The sequence below is a fragment of the Pseudomonas sp. Root569 genome, assembly GCF_001427465.1.
Lineage (GTDB): Bacteria > Pseudomonadota > Gammaproteobacteria > Pseudomonadales > Pseudomonadaceae > Aquipseudomonas > Aquipseudomonas synxantha.
This window is the reverse complement of sequence record NZ_LMGQ01000009.1, coordinates 16,118-40,677: the sequence shown is the minus strand read 5'-3', so window position 1 is coordinate 40,677 and position 24,560 is coordinate 16,118. Positions and strand designations below refer to the sequence as shown.

The following is a 24,560-nucleotide window of genomic DNA, read 5'->3' as shown; positions in this document are numbered from 1 at the left end:
GGCCTTAGGCAGCGCGTTCTTTTGCAGCGAGTCGCTTCGATGTGGCCTAGAACGGAATATCGTCATCAAAACTGTCGAAATCCTGGGCCGGTTGCGGCGCAGCCTGTTGTGGCGCTGGGCGCGACTCACGCTGTGGCTGCTGTGCTGGCTGCGGACGCGACTGCTGTGGACGCGGTGCCGAGTTGGACATGCCGCCCTGGCCCTGTTGGTCGCCCTGTGGACGGCCGCCCAGCAGTTGCATGGTGCCTTGCATGTCGACCACGATTTCGGTGGTGTAGCGCTTGATACCGTCTTTTTCCCACTCGCGGGTTTGCAGCTTGCCTTCGATGTATACCTGCGAACCTTTGCGCAGGTACTCACCGGCGATCTCCGCAACCTTGCCGAACATCGACACGCGGTGCCATTCGGTCTTCTCGACTTTCTGGCCGGTCTGCTTGTCGGTCCACTGCTCGCTGGTCGCCAGACTCAGGTTGGTCACGGCGTTACCGTTAGGCAAGTAGCGAACTTCGGGATCCTGGCCGCACGTACCGACCAATATGACTTTGTTAACCCCACGGGCCATAACGTTCTCCTAAGCTGGGCGCGCTGTCGGCACTGGGTTGACCAGTTGCTCGAGCGTCGCGCGATCCAATAATTCGGTGTCTAGTTTGATGTAGATGGCGGCTTCTTCAGCGACAACCACGGCATCGGTAACCCCGGTGACGGTCTTCAGGCGCTCGGCCAGGCCTGCTTCGCGCATCGCGTCGGGCGATAACGGCAAGCGCAGACTCGTCACATAGGGAGGTTCGCGCATGGTAACAGCAAAGGCCAGCCAAAGTGCAGCCAGCCCGGCGCATCCCAGGAAAACAACCGACAAACCGCCATGCTGGAACATCCAGCCACCCATGATGCCGCCCAGTGCGGAACCCAGGAACTGGCTGGTGGAATACACCCCCATCGCCGTGCCCTTGCCGCCGGCCGGTGAAACTTTACTGATCAGCGAAGGCAATGAAGCCTCCAGCAGGTTGAACGCGGTGAAAAATACCACCGTGCCGGTGACCAGCGCCCGCAGGCTGTCGCCGAACTGCCAGAAGAATAGCTCAGTGAGCATCAGCGTCGCGACGGCGCCGAGCAGAACTCGTTTCATTTTGCGTTTTTTCTCGCCGTAGATGATGAACGGGATCATGGCGAAGAACGAAATCAGCAGCGCGGTAAGGTACACCCACCAATGCTGCTCCTTGGGCAGGCCGGCTTTTTGCACCAGGGCCAGGGGCAAGGCGACGAAGCTGCACATCAACATGGCGTGCAACACAAAGATACCCAAATCCAGGCGCAGCAGGTCTGGGTGTTTGAGCGTGGGCAGCAACGCCTGGCGGGCGACACCGGATTCACGATGGGCCAGCGTGCCAGTAGAGCGCGGCACCATAAAGGCCACTATCACGATACCGAACAATGCCATGCCACCGGTGGCCAGGAACAACCCGTGCAAGCCAAACGCACGGGTCAGCAAAGGGCCGACCACCATGGCCACGGCAAACGACAGGCCGATGGTCATGCCGATCATGGCCATGGCCTTGGTGCGGTGCTGTTCACGGGTCAGGTCCGACAGCAAGGCCATGACCGCAGCGGAAATCGCGCCCGCACCCTGCAGGATGCGCCCGGCGATCACGCCCCAGATCGAATCGGACTGGGCTGCGAGCACGCTGCCCAAGGCGAACACGATCAGCCCGAGATAAATCACCGGGCGACGGCCAATGCGGTCGGAAATGATCCCGAATGGAATCTGGAAAATCGCCTGGGTCAGGCCATAGGCGCCAATCGCCAGGCCAATCAAAGCGGGGGTTGCGCCTGCGAGATCCATTCCATAGGTCGCCAGCACCGGCAACACCATAAACATGCCCAGCATACGGAAGGCGAACACCAGGGCCAGACCGCTTGCCGCTCGGGTCTCGCCGCTACTCATGCGTTCGCTATGGGGATCGTGCATGGAAAAACCTCGTGTGAACCGGCGGCGATTCTACCAGTCCCATCGATTGAGAGGGTATATGCGGCGCTTTGCCGCGCAGCTTTCATGTAAGGCTGCAAGCGGCCTTTTGACAGTGTATATTCATCCAGTCTTTAGCCGTATACTCCGGCATTATTTACGCCCGCCGTGCGAGGCCATCTTGGACAAGATCCTGATTCGTGGGGCTAGAACCCACAACCTGAAGAACATCGACCTGACCCTGCCCCGGGACAAACTGATCGTCATCACCGGTTTGTCCGGCTCCGGCAAGTCGTCCCTGGCGTTCGACACGCTGTATGCCGAAGGTCAGCGTCGTTATGTGGAATCGCTGTCGGCCTATGCCCGGCAGTTCCTGTCGATGATGGAAAAACCCGACGTCGACACCATCGAAGGCTTGTCGCCGGCGATCTCCATTGAGCAGAAGTCGACCTCCCACAACCCACGTTCCACCGTGGGCACCATTACCGAGATCTACGATTACCTGCGCCTGCTGTACGCGCGGGTTGGTATTCCGCGTTGCCCGGACCACGACATTCCTCTGGAAGCCCAGACCGTCAGCCAGATGGTCGACCTGGTGCTGGCCCAGCCGGAAGGCGCCAAGCTGATGCTGCTGGCGCCCGTTATCCGCGAGCGCAAAGGCGAACACCTTTCGGTCTTCGAAGAGCTGCGGGCCCAAGGCTTCGTACGCGCACGCATCAACGGCAAGCTTTATGAGCTGGATGAAGCGCCGAAGCTCGACAAGCAGAAAAAGCATTCGATCGATGTGGTGGTCGACCGCTTCAAGGTGCGCGCCGACTTGCAGCAGCGTTTGGCGGAATCCTTCGAGACCGCGCTGAAGCTGGCCGATGGCATTGCCTTGGTAGCCCCCATGGATGACGAGCCGGGCGAAGAGATCATCTTCTCCGCACGCTTCGCCTGCCCGATCTGTGGCCACGCCATCAGCGAGCTGGAACCCAAGCTGTTTTCCTTCAATAACCCGGCCGGCGCCTGCCCGACGTGCGATGGCCTGGGCGTGAAGCAGTTTTTCGATATCAAGCGCCTGGTCAATGGCGACCTGACCTTGGCCGAAGGCGCGATACGTGGCTGGGACAGGCGTAACGTCTACTACTTCCAGATGCTGGGGTCGTTGGCTTCCCACTACAAGTTCAGCCTGGAAGTGCCGTTCAACCAACTGCCGACAGACCAGCAGAAGGTCATCCTCAATGGCAGCGGCTCGCAGAATGTCGACTTCAAGTACCTGAACGACCGCGGCGATATCGTCAAGCGCTCGCACCCGTTTGAAGGCATCGTGCCGAATCTGGAGCGCCGCTACCGCGAAACCGAATCGGCGAGCGTGCGTGAAGAGCTGGCCAAATTCCTCAGCACCCAGCCTTGCCCGGATTGCCGTGGCACGCGCCTGCGCCGTGAAGCACGACATGTGTGGGTAGGCGAGAAAACCCTGCCGGCGGTGACCAACCTGCCGATTGGCGATGCATGCGAATACTTTGGTGTGCTTAAGCTCACCGGGCGTCGCGGGGAGATTGCCGACAAAATCCTCAAGGAGATTCGCGAGCGGTTGCAGTTCCTGGTCAACGTCGGCCTGGACTACCTGTCGCTGGATCGCAGCGCCGATACCTTGTCGGGTGGTGAAGCACAGCGGATCCGCTTGGCCAGCCAGATTGGTGCGGGCCTGGTAGGCGTGCTGTATATCCTCGACGAGCCTTCGATTGGCTTGCACCAACGGGATAACGATCGCCTGCTGGGTACGTTGAAACACTTGCGGGATATCGGCAACACCGTGATTGTGGTCGAGCACGATGAAGACGCTATCCGCCTGGCAGATTATGTGGTCGATATCGGCCCAGGTGCTGGCGTGCATGGTGGACATATCGTTGCCGAGGGTACGCCTGCCGAAGTAATGGCCCACCCCGATTCATTGACCGGCAAGTATTTGTCTGGCCGGGTGAAGATCGAAGTACCTGCCAAGCGTACTCCGCGTAACAAGAAAATGGCGCTACATCTCAAAGGCGCGCGCGGGAACAACCTGCGCAATGTCGACCTGGAGATTCCGCTGGGCCTGTTGACCTGCGTGACCGGTGTTTCCGGCTCGGGCAAATCGACGCTGATCAACAACACGTTGTTCCCATTGAGTGCCACCGCCCTGAACGGCGCGACCACCCTGGAAGCGGCAGCCCATGACAGCATCAAGGGCCTGGAACACCTGGACAAGGTGGTCGATATTGACCAGAGCCCGATCGGCCGCACACCGCGTTCCAACCCTGCGACCTACACCGGGTTGTTTACGCCGATTCGCGAGCTGTTTGCTGGCGTTCCAGAATCCCGTTCGCGGGGGTATGGGCCTGGCCGGTTCTCGTTCAACGTCAAGGGCGGGCGCTGTGAAGCATGCCAGGGCGACGGCCTGATCAAGGTGGAGATGCACTTCCTGCCGGACATCTACGTGCCGTGCGATGTGTGCAAGAGCAAGCGCTACAACCGCGAAACCCTGGAAATCAAATACAAGGGCAAAAGCATCCACGAAACCCTGGAGATGACTATCGAGGAAGCCCGGGTGTTCTTTGACGCGGTGCCGGCGTTGGCGCGCAAGCTGCAGACGTTGATGGACGTGGGCCTGTCGTATATCAAGCTCGGGCAATCGGCGACTACGTTGTCCGGTGGCGAGGCGCAGCGGGTCAAGTTGTCTCGCGAGCTGTCCAAGCGAGATACCGGCAAGACCCTGTATATTCTCGATGAGCCGACCACCGGACTGCACTTCGCGGATATCCAGCAATTGCTGGACGTACTGCACCGCCTTCGCGACCACGGCAATACCGTGGTGGTGATTGAGCACAACCTCGATGTAATCAAGACCGCTGACTGGTTGGTGGACCTGGGGCCGGAAGGTGGCTCCAAGGGTGGCCAGATCATCGCCGTGGGCACACCGGAGCAAGTCTCCGAGATGTCGCAGTCACACACGGGTTATTACTTGAAGCCGTTGTTGGCGCGCGACCGGGCCTGATTTTCAGGCCCCAATAAAAAGCCCCTGTCACGTTGCGGTGACAGGGGCTTTTTTGTAGCCGGAAGTTAGAACTGCGATTGCAGATAATTCTCCAGGCCAATCAACTTGATGAGGCCCAACTGCTTTTCCAGCCAGTAGGTGTGGTCTTCTTCGGTGTCATTCAACTGGACACGCAGTATTTCCCGGGTGACATAGTCGTTGTGCTGCTCACACAGCTCGATGCCCTTGCACAGGGCCGCACGGACCTTGTACTCAAGGCGCAGGTCGGCAGCGAGCATGTCAGGTACCGTTGTGCCCACATCCAGATCATCGGGACGCATGCGTGGCGTGCCTTCAAGCATCAGGATGCGGCGCATCAGCGCATCAGCATGCTGTGCCTCTTCTTCCATCTCATGGTTGATACGTTCGTAAAGCTCGGTAAAGCCCCAGTCTTCGTACATACGCGAGTGGATGAAATATTGATCACGAGCTGCCAGTTCGCCCGTCAGCAACGTGTTGAGGTAATCGATTACGTCGGGGTGACCTTGCATCGCCCTACATCTCCCTACTTGAAAGGCTGTAGTTTGAACCATGATGACTTGAAGGTCACGGGATCAACGGCAGAAAAGTGAAGATTTCCGGAGAAAAGCAGCTGAAATAACGCAAAAACCGCCCAAATGAGGGCGGTTCTGCTTATCGTTTAGAGTCAGTTAAGCGATACACCCAGTGCCTTTGCGATTGCTTCTCCATAAGCCGGGTCGGCCTTATAGAAATGCTGCAATTGACGCTGGACCACATCGCTGGAAACCCCAGCCATCGCACCGGCAATGTTGCTGGTAAGCAGGGCTTTTTGCTCATCGTTCATCAGGCGGAACAACGCACCCGCATGGCTGTAGTAGTCGGTGTCTTCACGATGATCGTAACGATCCGCGGCGCCGCTCAGGGCCAATGCAGGCTCTGCATATTGCGGGGCTTGTTTCGGCGCATCGGCGTAGCTGTTTGGCTCGTAGTTGGGAGCCGCACCACCGTTACTGCCGAAGGCCATCGAACCGTCACGCTGGTAGCTGTTCACCGGGTTGCGTGGCGCATTCACCGGCAATTGCTGGTGGTTGGTGCCGACACGGTAGCGGTGGGCATCTGCGTAAGCGAAAACCCGACCTTGCAGCATGCGGTCCGGCGACAGGCCAACACCTGGAACCATGTTGCTTGGGCCGAATGCAGCCTGTTCCACTTCAGCGAAGTAGTTCTGCGGATTGCGGTTGAGCTCCAGCTCACCCACTTCAATCAACGGGAACTCTTTTTGCGACCAGGTCTTGGTCACGTCAAACGGGTTCTCGTAGTGAGCATTCGCCTGGGCCTCAGTCATGATCTGGATGCAGACGCGCCATTTCGGAAAGTCACCGCGCTCAATCGCCCCAAATAGATCACGCTGGGCATAGTCAGGATCAGTCCCTGCAAGTCGGGCAGCCTCGGCTGGCGCCAGGTTCTTGATACCTTGCTTGGTCTTGTAGTGCCATTTCACCCAATGACGTTCGCCCTTGGCATTGATCAGGCTGTAAGTGTGGCTACCGAAGCCATGCATGTGACGATAGCCGTCTGGAATACCGCGGTCCGAAAACAGGATCGTGACCTGGTGCAGCGCCTCAGGAGAGTGTGACCAGAAGTCCCACATCATCTGCGCGCTTTTCAGGTTGCTTTGCGGCAGACGTTTCTGGGTGTGGATAAAGTCCGGGAATTTCAATGGGTCGCGGATGAAGAACACCGGGGTGTTGTTACCCACGATGTCCCAGTTGCCTTCTTCGGTGTAGAACTTCAAGGCGAAGCCACGTGGATCTCGCTCGGTGTCAGCCGAACCGCGCTCGCCACCTACAGTGGAGAACCGCAGGAAGGTCGGCGTTTGCTTGCCAACCGATTCGAACAGCTTGGCGCTGGTGTACTGGGTGATGTCTTTTGTCACAGTGAACGTACCGTAAGCACCCGAACCTTTGGCGTGCACACGACGCTCGGGGATGTTTTCACGGTTGAAGTGAGCGAGCTTCTCGATCAGGTGAAAATCGTCGAGCAGCAACGGGCCGCGAGGGCCGGCGGAACGCGAGTTCTGGTTGTCTGCGACGGGGGCGCCGCTGGCGGTGGTAAGGACTTTATTCTGGCTCATGCGCAATCTTCCTCAGGTCGGGCTTGGAACTGCCGGCTAATCGGCTTGGAGGGAGTATTGATCATCAACATGACGTGTACAAATTCATTAAATCGTAAGCATCAATAGAAAATAACTAATAACCTTCCAATATTCATAGTACCCAGCGCCGATGAGTGAAAGCTTGTATCTATTGAGCTTTCCTTGCGCGCACAAAAAACCGGGCACAAGGCCCGGTTCTTCGTTACAGCTTGTCGTCTTACTCGGCGGATACAGCTTCGCCAGCAGTAGCACGATCAACCAACTCGACATACGCCATAGGCGCGTTGTCGCCAGCGCGGAAACCGCACTTGAGGATGCGCAGGTAGCCACCCTCACGGGTAGCGTAACGCTTGCCCAGGTCGTTGAAGAGCTTACCAACGATAGCTTTCGAACGAGTACGGTCGAAAGCCAGACGGCGGTTAGCCAGGCTGTCTGTCTTGGCCAAAGTGATCAGCGGCTCAGCAACGCGACGCAGTTCTTTGGCTTTCGGCAGTGTAGTTTTGATCAGCTCGTGCTCGAACAGCGACACCGCCATGTTTTGGAACATGGCCTTGCGGTGCGAGCTGGTACGGCTCAGGTGACGACCACTTTTACGATGACGCATGGTTCATTCCTTACCAAACTCACGTTCGGTGATTACGACGATCAGGCAGTCGCCTTGTCGTCCTTCTTAAGACTTGCAGGCGGCCAGTTGTCGAGGCGCATGCCGAGGGACAGACCGCGGGAGGCCAGAACGTCCTTGATTTCAGTCAAGGATTTCTTGCCCAGGTTCGGAGTCTTCAACAGTTCTACTTCGGTACGCTGAATCAGGTCGCCGATGTAGTAAATGTTTTCCGCCTTAAGGCAGTTAGCCGAACGTACAGTCAGTTCCAGATCGTCAACCGGGCGAAGCAGGATCGGATCGATCTCGTCTTCTTGCTCGATTACCACTGGCTCGCTGTCACCCTTGAGGTCGACGAACGCAGCCAACTGCTGTTGCAGAATGGTTGCAGCGCGGCGGATAGCCTCTTCAGGATCCAGGGTACCGTTGGTTTCCAGATCAATAACCAGCTTGTCCAGGTTAGTACGCTGCTCGACACGGGCGTTTTCCACCACGTATGCGATACGGCGAACCGGGCTGAACGAAGAGTCAAGCTGCAAGCGACCAATGCTGCGGCTTTCGTCTTCATCGCTCTGACGCGAGTCGGCCGGTTCATAACCACGACCACGAGCTACAGTGAGCTTCATGTTCAGGGCGCCGTTAGACGCCAGGTTAGCGATTACGTGATCGGGGTTAACGATCTCGACATCATGATCCAGCTGAATATCGGCAGCGGTAACCACCCCCGAACCCTTCTTCGACAAGGTCAGCGTAACTTCGTCACGGCCGTGCAGCTTGATAGCCAGACCTTTAAGGTTCAACAGGATTTCAATTACGTCTTCCTGTACACCTTCGATGGCGCTGTACTCGTGGAGCACACCGTCAATCTCGGCCTCGACTACTGCACAGCCGGGCATTGAGGACAACAGGATGCGGCGCAGCGCGTTGCCCAGGGTGTGGCCAAAACCACGCTCGAGAGGCTCGAGAGTGATCTTGGCGCGGGTTGGACTGACAACCTGCACATCAATGTGGCGGGGTGTCAGGAACTCATTTACCGAAATCTGCATGGATGCACCTATTTTCTAGCCCTTACTTGGAGTAGAGCTCGACAATCAGGCTTTCGTTGATGTCGGCGGACAGATCACTGCGAGCAGGAACGTTCTTGAAAACGCCCGACTTCTTCTCAGTGTCTACTTCTACCCATTCTACGCGGCCACGTTGGGCACACAGATCGAGAGCTTGGACAATGCGAAGTTGGTTTTTAGCTTTCTCGCGAACTGCGACCACGTCACCAGCACGAACCTGGTAGGACGGAACGTTTACGGTCTGACCGTTAACGCTGATCGACTTGTGCGATACCAGCTGACGGGATTCGGCACGAGTCGAACCAAAGCCCATACGGTATACAACGTTGTCCAGACGGCATTCGAGCAGTTGCAGCAGGTTTTCACCGGTTGCACCTTTCTTGCCAGCAGCTTCTTTGTAGTAGCCGCTGAACTGACGCTCGAGAACGCCGTAGATACGACGGACCTTCTGCTTTTCACGCAGTTGGGTGCCGTAATCGGACTGGCGACCGCGGCGTTGGCCGTGGATACCAGGTGCTGCTTCAATGTTGCACTTCGATTCGATCGCGCGCACGCCGCTCTTCAGGAAGAGATCGGTGCCCTCGCGACGAGCGAGTTTGCATTTTGGACCAATGTAACGAGCCATTCTTTACAATCTCCTGGATTACACGCGGCGCTTCTTCGGCGGACGGCACCCGTTGTGCGGGATTGGCGTCACGTCGGTGATGCTGGCGATCTTATAGCCACAGCCGTTCAAAGCACGGACAGCAGACTCACGACCTGGGCCTGGACCTTTGACGTTAACGTCGAGGTTTTTCAGGCCGTATTCCAGCGCAGCTTGACCAGCACGTTCAGCAGCTACTTGAGCAGCAAACGGGGTGGACTTGCGGGAACCGCGGAAACCCGAACCACCGGAGGTAGCCCAAGAAAGCGCGTTACCTTGACGGTCGGTGATGGTCACGATGGTGTTGTTAAAAGATGCATGGATGTGGGCGATGCCATCAACCACTGTCTTTTTAACTTTTTTACGAGGACGAGCAGCAGGTTTTGCCATGATAATTTTCCTGTCGATTCGCTGGGGCGATTACTTGCGGATCGGCTTACGCGGACCTTTACGGGTACGCGCGTTAGTCTTGGTACGCTGACCGCGTACTGGAAGACCACGACGATGACGCAGACCGCGATAGCAACCGAGGTCCATCAAACGCTTGATTTTCATGTTGATTTCGCGACGCAGGTCACCTTCAGTGGTGAACTTCGCCACTTCGCCACGCAGCTGTTCAATCTGCTCGTCGCTCAGATCCTTGATCTTAGCGGCTGGGTTTACCCCAGCAACTGCGCAAATTTTCTGCGCAGTAGTGCGACCAACACCATAGATGTAGGTCAGCGAGATAACAGTGTGCTTGTTATCTGGAATGTTAACGCCTGCAATACGGGCCATTCAGTGGGACTCCAATTGACAGCTACCTACGCCCCGGAAGCCAAGAAATAGGGCGCGAGATAATATCGCTGTAATAACAAATAATCAACCCGGCAGCGCACTAGCTGCCGGGCTTCAAGCGGATCACACTCAGCCTTGGCGCTGTTTGTGACGCGGTTCCGCGCTGCAAATTACTCGAACAACACCTTCGCGGCGAATAATCTTGCAGTTACGGCACAGCTTTTTCACCGATGCACGAACTTTCATCACCAACTCCTCGAACCTTATGGGTACTCAGCGCAACATGCCGCTGCCGTAACCCTTCAGGTTGGCTTTCTTCATCAGGGATTCGTACTGGTGCGAAACGAGGTGCGATTGTACTTGGGACATGAAGTCCATCACAACCACGACCACGATCAGCAACGAGGTCCCGCCAAGGTAGAACGGAACGTTTGCTGCAACCACCAGGAACTGGGGCAACAAGCACACGGCCGTCATATATAGAGCACCGAACAGGGTCAAACGAGTCAGAACGCCATCAATGTAGCGTGCCGACTGCTCACCTGGACGGATGCCCGGAATAAAGGCACCGGACTTCTTCAGGTTTTCCGCTACGTCTTTCGGATTGAACATCAACGCCGTATAGAAGAAGCAGAAGAAAATAATCCCTGCACTAAACAGCAGAATATTCAACGGCTGACCAGGAGCGATCGACTGAGAGAGGTCCTGCAGCCAGCCCATATTTTCGGACTGACCAAACCAGGTACCCAACGAAGCCGGAAACAGCAAGATGCTGCTCGCGAAAATTGCCGGAATAACGCCGGCCATATTCACTTTCAGCGGCAAGTGGCTGGTCTGCGCAGCAAAGACCTTGCGGCCCTGCTGACGCTTGGCGTAGTGAACAGCAATACGACGCTGGCCACGCTCAATGAACACCACAAAACCGATAATCGCTACTGCCAGCAAACCGATGGCAACCAAGGCGAAGATATTGATATCACCCTGACGCGCAGACTCGAAAGACTGCCCGATTGCCCTCGGAAGACCGGCGACGATACCTGCGAAAATCAACATCGAGATACCGTTACCAACACCACGCTCAGTAATCTGCTCACCCAGCCACATCATGAACATCGCACCAGCCACAAATGTGGATACCGCGACGAAATGGAAGCCAAAGTCACCAGTGAACGCAACGCCCTGCCCTGCCAGGCCAACGGACATGCCGATAGCTTGAACCAGGGCAAGGACGACAGTGCCGTAGCGGGTGTACTGGCTAATCTTGCGACGGCCAGCTTCACCTTCCTTCTTCAACTGCTCCAGTTGCGGGCTGACGGCTGTCATCAGTTGCATGATGATCGATGCCGAAATGTACGGCATGATCCCCAGTGCAAAGATGCTCATCCGCTCCAGCGCGCCACCGGAAAACATGTTGAACAAGCTAAGAATGGTCCCCTCATTCTGTCGAAACAGGTCTGCGAGTCGGTCCGGGTTGATACCTGGAACCGGGATGTGTGCGCCTATTCGGTAGACGATAATCGCCAGGAACAGAAAACGCAGACGAGCCCAAAGTTCAGACATACCGCCTTTGCCGAGCGCTGAGAGAGCACCTTGCTTAGCCATTTATTCCTCGAACTTGCCGCCAGCTGCTTCGATAGCCGAACGCGCACCTTTGGTGGCGCCGATTCCCTTGCCGATAGTGACAGCGCGAGTCACTTCACCGGACAGCATGATTTTCACACGCTGTACGTTGACGTTGATCACGTTGGCATCTTTCAGGGTCTGCACAGTAACGATGTCGCCTTCCACTTTAGACAGCTCGGACAGACGCACTTCTGCGCGGTCCATGGCTTTCAGGGATACGAAACCGAACTTAGGCAGGCGACGATGCAGCGGCTGTTGACCGCCTTCAAAGCCTGGAGCGATGGTGCCACCGGAGCGGGAGGTTTGACCTTTGTGGCCACGGCCACCAGTCTTACCCAAACCGCTACCGATACCACGGCCCGGACGATGCTTTTCGCGACGGGAACCCGGCGCTGGACTCAGATCATTGAGTTTCATCGATTAACCCTCTACACGCAGCATGTAGTAAGCCTTGTTGATCATCCCGCGATTCTCGGGAGTATCCTGGACTTCTACAGTGTGACCGATGCGACGCAGACCCAAACCTTTAACGCACAGTTTGTGGTTAGGGATGCGGCCGGTCATGCTTTTGATCAGCGTTACTTTAACGGTAGCCATGATCAGAAGATCTCCTTGACAGTCAGGCCACGCTTGGCAGCGATGGACTCAGGAGATTGCATAGCTTTCAAACCCTTGAAAGTGGCGTGAACCACGTTTACCGGGTTAGTCGAGCCGTAGCACTTGGCCAGAACGTTCTGAACGCCAGCAACTTCGAGGACAGCACGCATAGCGCCGCCAGCGATGATACCGGTACCTTCAGAAGCAGGCTGCATGTACACCTTCGAAGCGCCATGGGCGGACTTCATTGCGTACTGCAGAGTGGTGCCGTTCAGATCAACTTGGATCATGTTGCGACGAGCAGCTTCCATTGCCTTCTGGATCGCAGCAGGCACTTCACGTGACTTGCCACGGCCGAAGCCAACACGCCCTTTACCATCACCTACCACGGTCAACGCGGTGAAAGTGAAGATACGGCCGCCTTTAACGGTTTTGGCTACGCGGTTAACTTGAACCAGCTTCTCAATGTAGCCTTCGTCGCGCTTTTGGTCGTTATTTGACATAACTTAGAACTCCAGCCCAGCTTCACGAGCAGCATCAGCCAGCGCTTTCACGCGACCGTGGTACTTGAAGCCAGAGCGGTCGAAAGCCACTTGCGAGACGCCAGCGGCCTTAGCACGCGTAGCGACCAGCTGGCCAACCTTTGTGGCCGCGTCGATGTTGCCAGTGGCACCATCACGCAGTTCTTTATCCAAAGTCGAGGCGCTTGCCAGGACTTTGTTGCCGTCGGCCGAGATGACCTGGGCGTAGATGTGCTGCGACGAGCGGAACACGCAGAGACGCACGACTTCGAGTTCGTGCATTTTCAGGCGTGCTTTGCGAGCGCGACGCAGTCGAGTAACTTTTTTGTCGGTCATTTGCTATGCCCTACTTCTTCTTGGCTTCTTTACGACGGACGACTTCGTCCGCGTAGCGCACACCTTTGCCTTTGTACGGCTCTGGTGGACGGAAGTCGCGGATCTCAGCGGCCACTTGACCTACCAGCTGCTTGTCGATGCCCTTGATCAGGATATCGGTCTGGCTAGGGGTCTCAGCAGTGATGCCCGCTGGCAGTTCGTAATCCACAGGGTGCGAGAAGCCAAGGGCAAGGTTCAGAACCGTGCCTTTTGCTTGCGCTTTGTAACCAACACCGACCAGCTGGAGCTTACGCTCGAAGCCTTGGCTTACGCCTTGGACCATGTTGTTTACCAACGCACGCGTGGTACCGGCCATTGCGCGAGTTTGTTGATCGCCATTGCGAGCAGCGAAACGCAGCTCACCAGCTTCTTCAACGATCTCAACGGACGAATGGATGTTCAGTTCAAGAGTACCCTTGGCACCCTTCACCGAAAGCTGTTGGCCTGCGAATTTGACTTCGACACCGGCTGGCAGCTTAACGGGGTTCTTAGCGACGCGTGACATGCTTATCCCCCCTTAGAACACAGTGCAAAGAACTTCGCCGCCGACACCGGCAGCGCGCGCAGCACGATCCGTCATCACACCTTTGTTGGTGGAGACGATAGACACGCCCAGACCGCCACGAACTTTCGGCAGATCTTCAGCGGACTTGTACTGACGCAGGCCTGGACGGCTAACGCGCTTCACTTCCTCGATGACCGAACGGCCTTCGAAGTACTTCAGCTCGATGGACAGCAGTGGTTTGATTTCGCTGCTGATCTGATAACCCGCAATGTAGCCTTCGTCTTTCAGGACTTTGGCAACAGCTACCTTCAACTTGGAAGATGGCATGCTTACGACGGACTTTTCAGCCATCTGGGCATTACGGATACGAGTTAGCATGTCCGCTAACGGGTCCTGCATACTCATGGGCTAGACGCTCCTAATACAAAAAAATTAGCCTTGCGGCTACATATGTCGCCGAGAATCTCCGAGCATAGAAAACACGGGCTCAGGCGAGCCGGGTATTCTAGACACACTCCGGAAATGAAACAAGCCCCAAAAGGGGCTTGTTCCAGATTCAAGGTCACCGGCGGTCAGTATCTTGCGATCCGAACCGCCTGGACTTCGAACGTACTTACCAGCTGGCTTTAACCAGACCTGGTACGTCACCACGCATTGCCGCTTCACGCAGTTTGTTACGGCCGAGGCCGAACTTGCGGTAAACGCCGTGTGGACGACCGGTCAGGCGGCAGCGGTTACGCATGCGCGAAGCGCTTGCGTCACGTGGCTGCTTCTGCAGAGCAACTGTAGCTTCCCAACGCGCTTCTGGACTTGCGTTCAGATCAACGATGATTGCTTTCAGTGCTGCACGCTTCTTGGCGTACTTGGCAACCGTGAGCTGACGCTTCAGCTCGCGGTTTTTCATGCTCATCTTGGCCATGGTCCTACTCCAATCAGTTGCGGAACGGGAATTTGAAAGCACGCAACAGGGCGCGACCTTCATCATCGTTCTTGGCAGTGGTGGTCAGGGTGATATCCAGACCGCGGAGAGCATCGATCTTGTCGTAGTCGATTTCCGGGAAGATGATCTGCTCTTTCACGCCCATGCTGTAGTTACCACGACCATCGAAGGACTTGGCATTCAGGCCGCGGAAGTCGCGGACCCGAGGCAGGGAGATCGACAGCAGACGATCCAGGAATTCGTACATACGCTCACGGCGCAGAGTCACTTTGACGCCGATCGGCCAACCTTCACGGACTTTAAAGCCAGCGATGGATTTCCGAGCGTAAGTCACAACGACTTTTTGACCGGTGATCTTTTCCAGGTCAGCAACAGCGTGCTCGATGACTTTTTTGTCGCCGATCGCTTCGCCCAAACCCATGTTCAGGGTGATTTTGGTGACGCGCGGAACTTCCATCACGTTCCCGAGCTTAAGTTCTTCCTTAAGCTTGGGGGCGATTTCCTTCCGGTAAATCTCTTGTAGTCGTGCCATGGTCTTATCTACCTAGCAGTGTTCAAGCATCAACCGCTTTTTGGGTCGACTTGAAGACACGAATTTTCTTACCGTCTTCTACTTTGAAACCAACGCGGTCAGCCTTGTTGGTTTCGCCGTTGAAGATGGCGACGTTAGAAGCGTGCAATGGCGCTTCTTTCTCGACGATACCGCCCTGTACGCCCGACATCGGGTTAGGCTTGGTATGACGCTTGACCAGGTTAAGACCACCAACGACCAGACGGTCATCAGCGAGAACCTTCAGCACCTTACCGCGCTTACCTTTGTCTTTGCCGGCGATCACGATGATCTCGTCGTCACGACGAATCTTTTGCATGTCGGATCTCCTTACAGCACTTCTGGGGCGAGCGAGACGATCTTCATGAACTTCTCAGTACGAAGTTCACGGGTCACTGGCCCAAAGATACGGGTGCCGATAGGCTCTTGCTTGTTGTTCAGAAGAACAGCAGCGTTGCCATCAAAGCGGATAATGGAGCCATCTGCACGACGTACGCCGTGACGAGTGCGGACTACGACAGCAGTCATCACTTGGCCTTTTTTCACCTTACCGCGAGGAATTGCTTCCTTCACGGTAACTTTGATGATGTCACCGATACCAGCGTAACGACGATGGGAGCCACCCAGCACCTTGATGCACATAACACGGCGAGCGCCGCTGTTATCGGCCACATCGAGCATGGATTGAGTCTGAATCATATAATTTCTCCGACCCCTAGTCCTTAGACTTCCACAGCGCGTTCGAGAATATCAACCAGTGCCCAAGACTTGGTCTTGGCCAGCGGACGAGTTTCACGAATAGTGACTTTGTCGCCGATGTGGCACTGATTGGTTTCGTCGTGCGCGTGCAGCTTAGTCGAACGCTTAACATATTTACCGTAGATCGGGTGCTTAACGCGACGCTCGATCAAAACGGTGATGGTTTTGTCCATCTTGTCGCTGACAACACGGCCAGTCAGCGTACGGACAGTCTTTTCGGCTTCAGCCATGATCACTTACCTGCCTGCTGGTTGAGCACAGTCTTCACGCGAGCGATGTCACGCTTAACTTGCGAGAGCAGATGAGACTGCCCCAACTGGCCAGTTGCTTTCTGCATGCGCAGATTGAACTGGTCGCGCAGCAGGCCGAGCAGTTGCTCGTTCAGCTGCTGTGCGGATTTTTCACGAAGTTCATTCGCTTTCATCACATCACCGTCCGTTTAACAAAGGAGGTGGCGAGCGGCAGCTTTGCAGCAGCCAGGGCGAAAGCCTCACGCGCCAGCTCTTCAGAAACGCCCTCGATTTCATACAGGACTTTGCCTGGTTGAATCTGGGCTACCCAGTATTCCACGTTACCCTTACCTTTACCCATCCGAACCTCGAGAGGTTTTTTGGAGATCGGCTTGTCCGGGAATACACGGATCCAGATCTTGCCGCCACGTTTTACGTGACGGGTCAGAGCACGACGCGCTGACTCGATCTGACGAGCGGTGAGACGACCACGAGCTACAGACTTCAGCGCGAACTCGCCGAAGCTGACTTTGCTACCGCGCTGAGCCAGACCACGGTTGTGGCCTGTCATCTGCTTGCGGAACTTCGTACGCTTAGGTTGCAACATTTGGCGTACCCCTTACTTAGCAGCTTTTTTACGAGGCGCTGGTGCTTGTGGTTTCAGTTCTTCTTGGCGACCACCAATTACTTCGCCTTTGAAGATCCAAACCTTTACACCGATCACACCATAAGTGGTGTGAGCTTCGTAGTTGGCATAGTCGATGTCGGCACGCAGGGTGTGCAGTGGCACACGACCTTCGCGATACCATTCAGTACGTGCGATTTCAGCACCGCCGAGACGACCGCTCACTTGGATTTTGATGCCTTTGGCACCAATACGCATGGCGTTCTGTACGGCGCGCTTCATAGCGCGACGGAACATTACGCGACGTTCCAGCTGCTGAGCTACGCTCTGCGCAACCAGCATACCGTCGAGCTCCGGCTTACGGATCTCTTCGATATTGATGTGCACAGGCACACCCATTTGCTTGGTCAGGTCCTGACGCAGTTTCTCAACATCTTCACCCTTCTTCCCGATAACGATACCTGGACGAGCGGTGTGGATGGTGATACGTGCAGTTTGTGCCGGACGATGGATATCGATACGGCTTACGGACGCGCTTTTTAGTTTGTCTTGGAGATACTCACGCACCTTCAGATCAGCGAACAAATAGTCCGCATAAGTCCGACCGTCTGCGTACCAGACGGAGGTGTGCTCCTTGACGATTCCCAGGCGAATGCCAATGGGATGTACTTTCTGACCCATCTCTTCGACTCCGTTACTTGTCAGCAACCTTGACAGTGATATGGCAAGACCGCTTGACGATGCGATCAGCACGGCCTTTGGCACGTGGCATGATGCGCTTCAGCGAACGCCCTTCGTTGACGAAAACGGTGCTGACTTTAAGGTCATCAACGTCTGCGCCTTCGTTATGCTCGGCGTTGGCTACGGCCGACTCCAGCACTTTCTTCATGATCTCGGCGGCTTTCTTACTGCTGAAAGCCAACAGGTTGAGCGCTTCGCCCACCTTCTTCCCGCGGATCTGGTCGGCGACCAAGCGGGCTTTCTGGGCGGAGATTCGAGCGCCCGACAACTTAGCGGCTACTTCCATTTCCTTACCCCTTAACGCTTGGCTTTCTTGTCTGCCACGTGCCCACGATAAGTGCGGGTACCGGCAAACTCGCCTAGTTTGTGGCCGACCATGTCTTCGTTAACGAGAACTGGGACGTGTTGGCGACCGTTGTGTACTGCGATGGTCAGACCGACCATTTGTGGCAGGATCATCGAACGACGCGACCAGGTTTTAACTGGTTTGCGATCGTTCTTTTCCGCCGCCACTTCGATCTTCTTCAGTAGGTGAAGATCAATAAAAGGACCTTTTTTCAGAGAACGTGGCACTGTCGTATCCCTCTATTTACTTGCGACGACGGACGATCATTTTGTCGGTACGCTTATTACCACGAGTCTTCGCGCCCTTAGTCGGGAAGCCCCATGGCGATACCGGATGACGACCACCAGAGGTACGACCTTCACCACCACCGTGTGGGTGGTCAACCGGGTTCATGGCAACACCACGAACGGTTGGGCGAACGCCACGCCAGCGTTTGGCACCAGCTTTACCCAGCGAACGCAGGCTGTGCTCGGAGTTCGAGACTTCACCCAGGGTCGCACGGCATTCAGCCAGCACTTTACGCATCTCACCAGAACGCAGACGCAGGGTCACGTAGACACCTTCACGAGCGATCAGCTGAGCCGAAGCACCAGCGGAACGAGCGATCTGTGCGCCTTTACCTGGCTTCAATTCGATGCCGTGTACGGTGCTACCAACTGGAATGTTACGCAGTTGCAGAGCGTTGCCCGGCTTGATCGGTGCCAGGGCACCTGCGATCAGCTGGTCGCCAGCACTCACGCCTTTAGGGGCGATGATGTAGCGACGCTCGCCATCTGCGTACAGCAGCAGAGCGATGTGAGCAGTACGGTTTGGATCGTATTCGATACGCTCGACAGTGGCAGCGATGCCATCTTTGTCGTTGCGACGGAAGTCGACCAGACGATAATGCTGCTTATGGCCACCACCGATGTGACGAGTGGTAATACGACCATTGTTGTTACGACCACCAGTCTTCGATTTCTTCTCGAGCAGCGGTGCGTGAGGAGCGCCTTTATGCAGCTCCTGGTTGACCACCTTGACCACAAAACGGCGGCCAGGGGAAGTCGGTTTGCATTTAACGATTGCCATGATGCACCCCTTCCTTACTCAGCACTGCTGCTGAAATCGAGATCTTGGCCTGGCTGAAGGGAGATAACTGCCTTCTTCCAGTCATTACGCTTGCCCAGACCGCGAGCAGTGCGCTTGCTCTTACCCAGAACATTCAGGGTAGTAACACGCTCTACTTTCACGCTGAACAGGCTTTCGACGGCCTTCTTGATTTCCAGCTTGGTTGCGTCAGTTGCAACCTTGAAAACGAACTGGCCTTTCTTGTCAGCCAGAACCGTAGCCTTTTCGGAAACGTGCGGGCCAAGCAGAACTTTAAATACGCGTTCCTGGTTCATCCCAGCAGCTCCTCGAATTTCTTCACGGCCGACACGGTGATCAACACCTTGTCGTATGCGATCAGACTAACTGGATCGGAACCTTGCACGTCACGTACATCAACGTGTGGCAGGTTGCGAGCAGCCAGGTACAGGTTCTGATCAACAGCTTCAGACACGATCAAAACGTCGGTCAGGCTCATGTTGTTCAGTTTGCCCAGCAGATCTTTGGTTTTTGGACTTTCAACAGCGAAGTCTTGAACCACGACCAGGCGATCAGTACGCACGAGTTCAGCAAGGATGGAGCGCAGTGCTGCGCGATACATCTTCTTGTTGAGCTTCTGAGAGTGATCCTGAGGACGAGCTGCGAAAGTGGTACCGCCGCCGCGCCAGATTGGGCTACGGATAGTACCGGCACGAGCACGGCCAGTACCTTTCTGACGCCAAGGGCGCTTACCGCCACCACGAACGTCGGAACGGGTCTTTTGCTGCTTGCTACCTTGACGGCCGCCGGCCATGTAGGCCACGACTGCTTGGTGAACCAGCGTCTCGTTGAATTCGCCGCCAAATGTCAGTTCGGAAACTTCAATCGCTTGAGCGTCATTTACATTTAATTGCATGTCAGCTTCCCCTTAACCGCGAGCCTTGGCCGCTGGACGTACAACCAGGTTGCCGCCAGTAGCGCCAGGAACAGCACCCTTGACCAACAACAGATTGCGTTCAGCGTCGACGCGCACTACTTCGAGGGACTGCACGGTCACGCGCTCAGCGCCCATATGACCGGACATTTTCTTGCCCTTGAATACACGACCAGGAGTCTGGCACTGGCCAATAGAGCCCGGGACGCGGTGGGAAACGGAGTTACCGTGAGTGTTGTCTTGACCACGGAAATTCCAACGCTTGATCGTACCCTGGAAGCCTTTACCCTTGGACTGACCGGTTACATCAACCAGTTGACCAGCGGCGAAGATTTCAGCGTTGATCAGATCGCCAGCCTTGTAGTCGCCGTCTTCAAGACGGAACTCCATGACGGTGCGACCAGCTGCAACGTTTGCTTTAGCGAAGTGACCTGCTTGAGCAGCAGTCACGCGCGAAGCACGACGCTCGCCGACAGTGACTTGCACTGCACGATAGCCATCGGTTTCTTCAGTTTTGAACTGGGTGACGCGATTCGGTTCGATCTCAATGACCGTGACCGGAATGGAGACACCTTCTTCGGTGAAAATACGGGTCATACCGCATTTACGACCGACTACACCAATAGTCATGTTGTAAACCTCATGAGTGTACGGGGCTTTCACCCGCTATGGCCGCCCATTTCAGAGCGTTACACGACTAAGACCCAAGTCTTAGCCGAGGCTGATCTGTACTTCCACACCGGCCGCCAGATCGAGCTTCATAAGTGCATCAACGGTTTTATCCGTTGGCTGGACAATGTCCAGTACGCGCTTATGAGTACGGATCTCGTACTGGTCACGCGCGTCTTTGTTGACGTGCGGGGAGACCAGAACGGTGAACCGCTCTTTACGGGTAGGCAGTGGAATTGGACCACGCACTTGAGCACCAGTACGTTTCGCGGTTTCCACGATTTCCTGGGTGGATTGGTCGATCAGGCGATGGTCAAAAGCCTTCAACCTGATACGGATTTGCTGATTTTGCATTGGATTTCAGACTCCGGCTGCTATTCCCAGCGAGCGCAATACGCCCGTTAAAAGGAGGCGCAATTCTATAGACGGCCCTGATAGGTGTCAACCCAATAAAAAAGGCCCCCGCTGAGCGGGGGCCTTTTCAAAACATCAGAACTATCTCAGAAGAGATAATTACTCGATGATTTTAGCTACAACGCCAGCACCAACGGTACGGCCGCCTTCACGGATTGCGAAACGCAGGCCGTCTTCCATAGCGATGGTTTTGATCAGGGTGACAACCATTTTGATGTTGTCGCCTGGCATTACCATTTCTACGCCTTCCGGCAGTTCGCAGTTACCAGTTACGTCGGTAGTGCGGAAGTAGAACTGTGGACGGTAGCCTTTGAAGAACGGAGTGTGACGGCCGCCTTCTTCTTTGCTCAGCACGTAGACTTCAGCTTCGAACTTGGTGTGCGGCTTAACCGAACCTGGCTTGACCAGAACCTGGCCACGCTCAACGTCGTCACGCTTGGTACCACGCAGCAGAACGCCGCAGTTCTCGCCAGCACGACCTTCGTCGAGCAGCTTACGGAACATTTCAACACCGGTGCAGGTGGTGACGGTAGTGTCACGCAGACCAACGATTTCCAGTGGATCTTGAACCTTGACGATACCGCGCTCGATACGACCAGTTACAACAGTACCACGACCGGAGATCGAGAATACGTCTTCGATTGGCATCAGGAACGGCTTGTCGATAACACGGACTGGATCCGGGATGTAGCTGTCCAGAGTCTCAACCAGTTTACGAACGGACGTGGTGCCCATTTCGTTATCGTCTTTGCCTTCCAGAGCCATACGAGCAGAACCGATGATGATCGGAGTGTCGTCACCTGGGAAGTCGTAAGTGCTCAGCAGATCGCGCACTTCCATCTCAACCAGTTCCAGCAGCTCAGCGTCATCTACCAGGTCAGCCTTGTTCAGGTAAACCACGATGTACGGAACGCCAACCTGACGGGACAGCAGGATGTGCTCACGGGTTTGTGGCATCGGACCATCAGCGGCCGAACAAACCAGGATTGCGCCGTCCATCTGGGCAGCACCGGTGATCATGTTCTTCACATAGTCAGCGTGACCTGGGCAGTCAACGTGAGCGTAGTGACGGATCAGCGAGTTGTATTCAACGTGCGCGGTGTTGATGGTGATACCACGAGCTTTTTCTTCTGGTGCGCTGTCGATTTTATCGAAATCAACGATTGCAGAACCGAATACTTCGGAGCAAACGCGAGTCAGAGCAGCAGTCAGAGTGGTTTTACCGTGGTCAACGTGACCGATAGTGCCAACGTTGACGTGCGGTAGGGAACGATCAAATTTTTCTTTAGCCACGACAATTAACTCCTTGCCTAAAGGACTGAATCAGCCTTGTTTTTTGGATACAGTTTCAGCGATGTGCGCCGGAGCTGTGTTGTATTTTTTGAATTCCATAGAGTAGCTTGCGCGACCCTGGGACATGGAGCGAACGTCGGTCGCATAACCGAACATCTCACCCAACGGAACCTCAGCGCGAATCACTTTGCCGGAAACCGTGTCTTCCATACCCAAGATCATGCCGCGACGACGGTTAAGGTCGCCCATGACATCACCCATATAGTCTTCAGGTGTAACAACTTCTACCGCCATGATTGGCTCAAGCAACTCACCACCGCCCTTCTGGGCCAGCTGCTTGGTTGCCATGGAGGCAGCCACCTTAAACGCCATCTCGTTGGAGTCGACGTCGTGGTAAGAACCGTCAAAAACGGTTGCTTTCAGGCCGATCAGCGGATAGCCGGCAACAACACCGTTCTTCATCTGCTCTTCGATACCCTTCTGGATAGCAGGGATGTATTCCTTAGGAACAACACCACCTACTACTTCGTTCACGAATTGCAGACCTTCCTGACCTTCGTCAGCAGGCGCAAAACGGATCCAGCAGTGACCGAACTGACCACGACCGCCGGACTGACGAACGAACTTGCCTTCGATTTCACAGTTCTTCGTGATGCGCTCACGATAGGAAACCTGAGGCTTACCGATGTTGGCTTCGACGTTGAACTCACGGCGCATCCGGTCAACCAGGATGTCCAGGTGAAGCTCGCCCATGCCCGAGATGATCGTTTGACCAGTCTCTTCATCAGTTTTGACGCGGAAAGATGGATCTTCCTGAGCAAGCTTGCCCAGTGCGATACCCATTTTTTCCTGGTCATCCTTGGTCTTAGGCTCTACGGCAACCGAAATAACCGGCTCCGGGAAGTCCATGCGAACCAGGATGATTGGCTTGTCAGCGTTGCACAAGGTTTCACCAGTGGTGACGTCCTTCATGCCGATCAAGGCCGCGATGTCACCAGCGCGTACTTCCTTGATCTCTTCGCGGGCGTTTGCGTGCATTTGCACCATACGACCCACGCGCTCTTTCTTGCCTTTAACCGAGTTGATCACGCCGTCGCCGGAGTTCAACACGCCCGAGTAAACACGGACGAAGGTCAAGGTACCCACGAATGGGTCAGTGGCAATTTTAAATGCCAGAGCGGAGAACGGTTCTGCGTCGTCTGCATGACGCTCCAGCTCGATAGTCTCGTCATCCGGGTCAGTACCCTTGATGGCAGGAATATCGATTGGTGCCGGCAGGTAGTCGATCACAGCATCGAGAACCAGGGGAACGCCCTTGTTCTTGAACGAGGAGCCGCAAACAGCCAAGACGATCTCACCAGCGATAGTACGCTGACGCAGAGCGGCCTTGATTTCCACGTTGGTGAGCTCTTCACCTTCGAGGTACTTGTTCATCAGCTCTTCATTGGCTTCGGCCGCAGCCTCAACCATGTTGTTGCGCCATTCGTCAGCCAGTTCCTGCAGCTCGGCAGGGATAGGCTTGCGAACAGGGACCATACCCTTGTCGGCATCGTTCCAGTAGACAGCTTCCATGGTCAGCAGATCGATCTGCCCCTGGAAGTTATCTTCGGAACCGATAGCCAACTGGATTGGCACCGGAGTGTGACCCAAGCGCTGCTTGATCTGACCGATCACGCGCAGGAAGTTCGCACCGGCACGGTCCATCTTGTTTACGTAAACAAGGCGTGGAACGCCGTATTTGTTGGCTTGACGCCATACGGTTTCCGACTGCGGCTCAACACCCGAGGTACCGCAGAACACAACGACAGCGCCGTCGAGTACGCGCAGGGAACGCTCAACTTCAATAGTGAAGTCTACGTGGCCCGGGGTATCGATTACGTTGAAGCGGTGCTCATCCTTGTACTGCTTCTCGGAACCTTTCCAGAAGGCGGTAATAGCAGCAGAAGTAATGGTAATACCACGCTCCTGCTCCTGAACCATCCAGTCTGTGGTCGCGGCGCCATCATGCACCTCGCCCATCTTGTGACTTTTGCCGGTGTAAAACAGTACGCGCTCGGTGGTGGTGGTTTTACCAGCATCCACGTGAGCAACGATACCGATGTTACGGTAGCGGCTAATCGGAGTAGTACGAGCCATAAAGCCCTCGCAAAATTA

General features: G+C 55.5%; 35 protein-coding genes. 1 reads left to right on the top strand and 34 read right to left on the bottom strand.

What is annotated here, in order from left to right:
- Positions 1 to 46: 46 nt before the first annotated feature.
- Entirely contained in the window at positions 47 to 562 is a 516-nt protein-coding gene (locus ASD70_RS09990; protein ID WP_043050064.1) for a single-stranded DNA-binding protein, read from the bottom strand.
- A 9-nt stretch (positions 563 to 571) separates the two neighbouring features.
- Positions 572 to 1,966: an MFS transporter gene (locus tag ASD70_RS09985; RefSeq protein ID WP_056846331.1), complete on the bottom strand. Its 1,395-nt coding sequence runs from the start codon at positions 1,964 to 1,966 to the stop codon at positions 572 to 574.
- Positions 1,967 to 2,144: 178 nt separating this feature from the next.
- Here ASD70_RS09985 and uvrA point away from each other — a divergent pair, with 178 nt between their 5' ends.
- Entirely contained in the window at positions 2,145 to 4,979 is a 2,835-nt protein-coding gene (gene uvrA / locus ASD70_RS09980) for an excinuclease ABC subunit UvrA (RefSeq protein WP_046069765.1), read from the top strand.
- A 65-nt stretch (positions 4,980 to 5,044) separates the two neighbouring features.
- Here the strand turns inward: uvrA and bfr are convergent, their stop codons facing one another.
- The 32 genes from bfr to fusA all read right to left on the bottom strand — a co-directional run bounded on the left by bfr (position 5,045) and on the right by fusA (position 24,542).
- The gene (gene bfr, locus ASD70_RS09975; protein ID WP_003176400.1) at positions 5,045 to 5,509 is read right to left on the bottom strand and encodes a bacterioferritin; all 465 of its coding nucleotides are present in this window, start codon (positions 5,507 to 5,509) and stop codon (positions 5,045 to 5,047) included.
- Between the two features lie 155 nt (positions 5,510 to 5,664).
- Positions 5,665 to 7,113 carry a catalase gene (locus ASD70_RS09970; RefSeq protein ID WP_043050067.1) on the bottom strand — a complete coding sequence of 483 codons (1,449 nt, stop codon included), beginning with the start codon at positions 7,111 to 7,113 and terminating at the stop codon, positions 5,665 to 5,667.
- 238 nt (positions 7,114 to 7,351) lie between these two features.
- Positions 7,352 to 7,738, bottom strand: coding sequence for a 50S ribosomal protein L17 (rplQ, locus tag ASD70_RS09965; protein ID WP_003176402.1), 387 nt, complete (start codon positions 7,736 to 7,738; stop codon positions 7,352 to 7,354).
- A gap of 41 nt (positions 7,739 to 7,779) precedes the next feature.
- Positions 7,780 to 8,781, bottom strand: a complete 1,002-nt coding sequence (locus tag ASD70_RS09960; protein ID WP_003176403.1) for a DNA-directed RNA polymerase subunit alpha — start codon at positions 8,779 to 8,781, stop codon at positions 7,780 to 7,782.
- 22 nt (positions 8,782 to 8,803) lie between these two features.
- Positions 8,804 to 9,424 carry a 30S ribosomal protein S4 gene (rpsD, locus tag ASD70_RS09955; RefSeq protein ID WP_003176404.1) on the bottom strand — a complete coding sequence of 207 codons (621 nt, stop codon included), beginning with the start codon at positions 9,422 to 9,424 and terminating at the stop codon, positions 8,804 to 8,806.
- Positions 9,425 to 9,442: 18 nt separating this feature from the next.
- On the bottom strand, positions 9,443 to 9,832 hold the full coding sequence (rpsK, locus tag ASD70_RS09950) for a 30S ribosomal protein S11 (RefSeq protein WP_002555466.1): 390 nt from the start codon (positions 9,830 to 9,832) through the stop codon (positions 9,443 to 9,445).
- A gap of 30 nt (positions 9,833 to 9,862) precedes the next feature.
- Positions 9,863 to 10,219 (bottom strand): 30S ribosomal protein S13, encoded by a 357-nt coding sequence (rpsM, locus tag ASD70_RS09945; RefSeq protein WP_003194635.1) that lies wholly within the window; start codon positions 10,217 to 10,219, stop codon positions 9,863 to 9,865.
- A 129-nt stretch (positions 10,220 to 10,348) separates the two neighbouring features.
- Entirely contained in the window at positions 10,349 to 10,465 is a 117-nt protein-coding gene (gene rpmJ, locus ASD70_RS28280; protein WP_002555468.1) for a 50S ribosomal protein L36, read from the bottom strand.
- Between the two features lie 27 nt (positions 10,466 to 10,492).
- A complete protein-coding gene (secY, locus tag ASD70_RS09940) occupies positions 10,493 to 11,821 on the bottom strand; it encodes a preprotein translocase subunit SecY (protein ID WP_003194637.1) in 1,329 nt (442 codons plus the stop codon).
- Positions 11,822 to 12,259: a 50S ribosomal protein L15 gene (rplO, locus tag ASD70_RS09935; RefSeq protein ID WP_046069766.1), complete on the bottom strand. Its 438-nt coding sequence runs from the start codon at positions 12,257 to 12,259 to the stop codon at positions 11,822 to 11,824.
- Between the two features lie 3 nt (positions 12,260 to 12,262).
- Entirely contained in the window at positions 12,263 to 12,439 is a 177-nt protein-coding gene (rpmD, locus tag ASD70_RS09930; protein ID WP_003176408.1) for a 50S ribosomal protein L30, read from the bottom strand.
- A 2-nt stretch (positions 12,440 to 12,441) separates the two neighbouring features.
- The gene (rpsE, locus tag ASD70_RS09925; protein WP_003176409.1) at positions 12,442 to 12,942 is read right to left on the bottom strand and encodes a 30S ribosomal protein S5; all 501 of its coding nucleotides are present in this window, start codon (positions 12,940 to 12,942) and stop codon (positions 12,442 to 12,444) included.
- 3 nt (positions 12,943 to 12,945) lie between these two features.
- Positions 12,946 to 13,296 carry a 50S ribosomal protein L18 gene (rplR, locus tag ASD70_RS09920; RefSeq protein WP_003186037.1) on the bottom strand — a complete coding sequence of 117 codons (351 nt, stop codon included), beginning with the start codon at positions 13,294 to 13,296 and terminating at the stop codon, positions 12,946 to 12,948.
- A 10-nt stretch (positions 13,297 to 13,306) separates the two neighbouring features.
- The gene (rplF, locus tag ASD70_RS09915; protein ID WP_003194640.1) at positions 13,307 to 13,840 is read right to left on the bottom strand and encodes a 50S ribosomal protein L6; all 534 of its coding nucleotides are present in this window, start codon (positions 13,838 to 13,840) and stop codon (positions 13,307 to 13,309) included.
- 12 nt (positions 13,841 to 13,852) lie between these two features.
- Positions 13,853 to 14,245 (bottom strand): 30S ribosomal protein S8, encoded by a 393-nt coding sequence (gene rpsH / locus ASD70_RS09910; RefSeq protein WP_003176413.1) that lies wholly within the window; start codon positions 14,243 to 14,245, stop codon positions 13,853 to 13,855.
- Positions 14,246 to 14,453: 208 nt separating this feature from the next.
- Positions 14,454 to 14,759: a 30S ribosomal protein S14 gene (rpsN, locus tag ASD70_RS09905; protein ID WP_003176414.1), complete on the bottom strand. Its 306-nt coding sequence runs from the start codon at positions 14,757 to 14,759 to the stop codon at positions 14,454 to 14,456.
- Positions 14,760 to 14,772: 13 nt separating this feature from the next.
- Positions 14,773 to 15,312, bottom strand: coding sequence for a 50S ribosomal protein L5 (gene rplE, locus ASD70_RS09900; RefSeq protein WP_003194642.1), 540 nt, complete (start codon positions 15,310 to 15,312; stop codon positions 14,773 to 14,775).
- 22 nt (positions 15,313 to 15,334) lie between these two features.
- Positions 15,335 to 15,649 carry a 50S ribosomal protein L24 gene (gene rplX, locus ASD70_RS09895; RefSeq protein WP_007896770.1) on the bottom strand — a complete coding sequence of 105 codons (315 nt, stop codon included), beginning with the start codon at positions 15,647 to 15,649 and terminating at the stop codon, positions 15,335 to 15,337.
- A gap of 11 nt (positions 15,650 to 15,660) precedes the next feature.
- Entirely contained in the window at positions 15,661 to 16,029 is a 369-nt protein-coding gene (gene rplN, locus ASD70_RS09890; protein WP_002555479.1) for a 50S ribosomal protein L14, read from the bottom strand.
- A 23-nt stretch (positions 16,030 to 16,052) separates the two neighbouring features.
- Positions 16,053 to 16,319: a 30S ribosomal protein S17 gene (gene rpsQ / locus ASD70_RS09885; RefSeq protein ID WP_003444370.1), complete on the bottom strand. Its 267-nt coding sequence runs from the start codon at positions 16,317 to 16,319 to the stop codon at positions 16,053 to 16,055.
- 2 nt (positions 16,320 to 16,321) lie between these two features.
- Positions 16,322 to 16,513 (bottom strand): 50S ribosomal protein L29, encoded by a 192-nt coding sequence (rpmC, locus tag ASD70_RS09880; RefSeq protein WP_002555481.1) that lies wholly within the window; start codon positions 16,511 to 16,513, stop codon positions 16,322 to 16,324.
- Complete coding sequence (rplP, locus tag ASD70_RS09875) at positions 16,513 to 16,926, bottom strand: 50S ribosomal protein L16 (protein ID WP_003176421.1); 414 nt, start codon at positions 16,924 to 16,926, stop codon at positions 16,513 to 16,515. The genes rpmC and rplP overlap by 1 nt, the downstream gene beginning before the upstream one ends.
- Before the next feature lie 12 nt (positions 16,927 to 16,938).
- Entirely contained in the window at positions 16,939 to 17,625 is a 687-nt protein-coding gene (gene rpsC / locus ASD70_RS09870; protein ID WP_003176422.1) for a 30S ribosomal protein S3, read from the bottom strand.
- A 13-nt stretch (positions 17,626 to 17,638) separates the two neighbouring features.
- On the bottom strand, positions 17,639 to 17,971 hold the full coding sequence (rplV, locus tag ASD70_RS09865) for a 50S ribosomal protein L22 (RefSeq protein WP_003103908.1): 333 nt from the start codon (positions 17,969 to 17,971) through the stop codon (positions 17,639 to 17,641).
- Positions 17,972 to 17,982: 11 nt separating this feature from the next.
- A complete protein-coding gene (gene rpsS / locus ASD70_RS09860; protein ID WP_002555486.1) occupies positions 17,983 to 18,258 on the bottom strand; it encodes a 30S ribosomal protein S19 in 276 nt (91 codons plus the stop codon).
- A gap of 16 nt (positions 18,259 to 18,274) precedes the next feature.
- Positions 18,275 to 19,099 carry a 50S ribosomal protein L2 gene (gene rplB / locus ASD70_RS09855; protein ID WP_003210080.1) on the bottom strand — a complete coding sequence of 275 codons (825 nt, stop codon included), beginning with the start codon at positions 19,097 to 19,099 and terminating at the stop codon, positions 18,275 to 18,277.
- Between the two features lie 14 nt (positions 19,100 to 19,113).
- On the bottom strand, positions 19,114 to 19,413 hold the full coding sequence (gene rplW, locus ASD70_RS09850) for a 50S ribosomal protein L23 (protein ID WP_002555488.1): 300 nt from the start codon (positions 19,411 to 19,413) through the stop codon (positions 19,114 to 19,116).
- Complete coding sequence (gene rplD / locus ASD70_RS09845) at positions 19,410 to 20,012, bottom strand: 50S ribosomal protein L4 (protein ID WP_003176424.1); 603 nt, start codon at positions 20,010 to 20,012, stop codon at positions 19,410 to 19,412. The genes rplW and rplD overlap by 4 nt, the downstream gene beginning before the upstream one ends.
- A gap of 12 nt (positions 20,013 to 20,024) precedes the next feature.
- Positions 20,025 to 20,660, bottom strand: coding sequence for a 50S ribosomal protein L3 (gene rplC, locus ASD70_RS09840; RefSeq protein ID WP_003176425.1), 636 nt, complete (start codon positions 20,658 to 20,660; stop codon positions 20,025 to 20,027).
- 81 nt (positions 20,661 to 20,741) lie between these two features.
- Positions 20,742 to 21,053: a 30S ribosomal protein S10 gene (rpsJ, locus tag ASD70_RS09835; RefSeq protein ID WP_003186070.1), complete on the bottom strand. Its 312-nt coding sequence runs from the start codon at positions 21,051 to 21,053 to the stop codon at positions 20,742 to 20,744.
- Positions 21,054 to 21,212: 159 nt separating this feature from the next.
- On the bottom strand, positions 21,213 to 22,406 hold the full coding sequence (gene tuf, locus ASD70_RS09830; protein ID WP_003176426.1) for an elongation factor Tu: 1,194 nt from the start codon (positions 22,404 to 22,406) through the stop codon (positions 21,213 to 21,215).
- A gap of 30 nt (positions 22,407 to 22,436) precedes the next feature.
- Positions 22,437 to 24,542: an elongation factor G gene (fusA, locus tag ASD70_RS09825; protein WP_043050068.1), complete on the bottom strand. Its 2,106-nt coding sequence runs from the start codon at positions 24,540 to 24,542 to the stop codon at positions 22,437 to 22,439.
- Positions 24,543 to 24,560 lie beyond the last annotated feature (18 nt).

Excerpts from the sequence above, each read along its gene's own strand:
- ASD70_RS09990 (WP_043050064.1), bottom strand. The coding sequence starts at position 562 with ATGGCCCGTGGGGTTAACAAAGTCATATTGGTCGGTACGTGCGGCCAG.
- ASD70_RS09985 (WP_056846331.1), bottom strand. The coding sequence starts at position 1,966 with ATGCACGATCCCCATAGCGAACGCATGAGTAGCGGCGAGACCCGAGCG.
- bfr (WP_003176400.1), bottom strand. The coding sequence starts at position 5,509 with ATGCAAGGTCACCCCGACGTAATCGATTACCTCAACACGTTGCTGACG.
- ASD70_RS09970 (WP_043050067.1), bottom strand. The coding sequence starts at position 7,113 with ATGAGCCAGAATAAAGTCCTTACCACCGCCAGCGGCGCCCCCGTCGCA.
- rplQ (WP_003176402.1), bottom strand. The coding sequence starts at position 7,738 with ATGCGTCATCGTAAAAGTGGTCGTCACCTGAGCCGTACCAGCTCGCAC.
- ASD70_RS09960 (WP_003176403.1), bottom strand. The coding sequence starts at position 8,781 with ATGCAGATTTCGGTAAATGAGTTCCTGACACCCCGCCACATTGATGTG.
- rpsD (WP_003176404.1), bottom strand. The coding sequence starts at position 9,424 with ATGGCTCGTTACATTGGTCCAAAATGCAAACTCGCTCGTCGCGAGGGC.
- rpsK (WP_002555466.1), bottom strand. The coding sequence starts at position 9,832 with ATGGCAAAACCTGCTGCTCGTCCTCGTAAAAAAGTTAAAAAGACAGTG.
- rpsM (WP_003194635.1), bottom strand. The coding sequence starts at position 10,219 with ATGGCCCGTATTGCAGGCGTTAACATTCCAGATAACAAGCACACTGTT.
- rpmJ (WP_002555468.1), bottom strand. The coding sequence starts at position 10,465 with ATGAAAGTTCGTGCATCGGTGAAAAAGCTGTGCCGTAACTGCAAGATT.
- secY (WP_003194637.1), bottom strand. The coding sequence starts at position 11,821 with ATGGCTAAGCAAGGTGCTCTCTCAGCGCTCGGCAAAGGCGGTATGTCT.
- rplO (WP_046069766.1), bottom strand. The coding sequence starts at position 12,259 with ATGAAACTCAATGATCTGAGTCCAGCGCCGGGTTCCCGTCGCGAAAAG.
- rpmD (WP_003176408.1), bottom strand. The coding sequence starts at position 12,439 with ATGGCTACCGTTAAAGTAACGCTGATCAAAAGCATGACCGGCCGCATC.
- rpsE (WP_003176409.1), bottom strand. The coding sequence starts at position 12,942 with ATGTCAAATAACGACCAAAAGCGCGACGAAGGCTACATTGAGAAGCTG.
- rplR (WP_003186037.1), bottom strand. The coding sequence starts at position 13,296 with ATGACCGACAAAAAAGTTACTCGACTGCGTCGCGCTCGCAAAGCACGC.
- rplF (WP_003194640.1), bottom strand. The coding sequence starts at position 13,840 with ATGTCACGCGTCGCTAAGAACCCCGTTAAGCTGCCAGCCGGTGTCGAA.
- rpsH (WP_003176413.1), bottom strand. The coding sequence starts at position 14,245 with ATGAGTATGCAGGACCCGTTAGCGGACATGCTAACTCGTATCCGTAAT.
- rpsN (WP_003176414.1), bottom strand. The coding sequence starts at position 14,759 with ATGGCCAAGATGAGCATGAAAAACCGCGAGCTGAAGCGTCAGCTCACG.
- rplE (WP_003194642.1), bottom strand. The coding sequence starts at position 15,312 with ATGGCACGACTACAAGAGATTTACCGGAAGGAAATCGCCCCCAAGCTT.
- rplX (WP_007896770.1), bottom strand. The coding sequence starts at position 15,649 with ATGCAAAAGATTCGTCGTGACGACGAGATCATCGTGATCGCCGGCAAA.
- rplN (WP_002555479.1), bottom strand. The coding sequence starts at position 16,029 with ATGATTCAGACTCAATCCATGCTCGATGTGGCCGATAACAGCGGCGCT.
- rpsQ (WP_003444370.1), bottom strand. The coding sequence starts at position 16,319 with ATGGCTGAAGCCGAAAAGACTGTCCGTACGCTGACTGGCCGTGTTGTC.
- rpmC (WP_002555481.1), bottom strand. The coding sequence starts at position 16,513 with ATGAAAGCGAATGAACTTCGTGAAAAATCCGCACAGCAGCTGAACGAG.
- rplP (WP_003176421.1), bottom strand. The coding sequence starts at position 16,926 with ATGTTGCAACCTAAGCGTACGAAGTTCCGCAAGCAGATGACAGGCCAC.
- rpsC (WP_003176422.1), bottom strand. The coding sequence starts at position 17,625 with ATGGGTCAGAAAGTACATCCCATTGGCATTCGCCTGGGAATCGTCAAG.
- rplV (WP_003103908.1), bottom strand. The coding sequence starts at position 17,971 with ATGGAAGTAGCCGCTAAGTTGTCGGGCGCTCGAATCTCCGCCCAGAAA.
- rplB (WP_003210080.1), bottom strand. The coding sequence starts at position 19,099 with ATGGCAATCGTTAAATGCAAACCGACTTCCCCTGGCCGCCGTTTTGTG.
- rplW (WP_002555488.1), bottom strand. The coding sequence starts at position 19,413 with ATGAACCAGGAACGCGTATTTAAAGTTCTGCTTGGCCCGCACGTTTCC.
- rplD (WP_003176424.1), bottom strand. The coding sequence starts at position 20,012 with ATGCAATTAAATGTAAATGACGCTCAAGCGATTGAAGTTTCCGAACTG.
- rplC (WP_003176425.1), bottom strand. The coding sequence starts at position 20,660 with ATGACTATTGGTGTAGTCGGTCGTAAATGCGGTATGACCCGTATTTTC.
- rpsJ (WP_003186070.1), bottom strand. The coding sequence starts at position 21,053 with ATGCAAAATCAGCAAATCCGTATCAGGTTGAAGGCTTTTGACCATCGC.
- fusA (WP_043050068.1), bottom strand. The coding sequence starts at position 24,542 with ATGGCTCGTACTACTCCGATTAGCCGCTACCGTAACATCGGTATCGTT.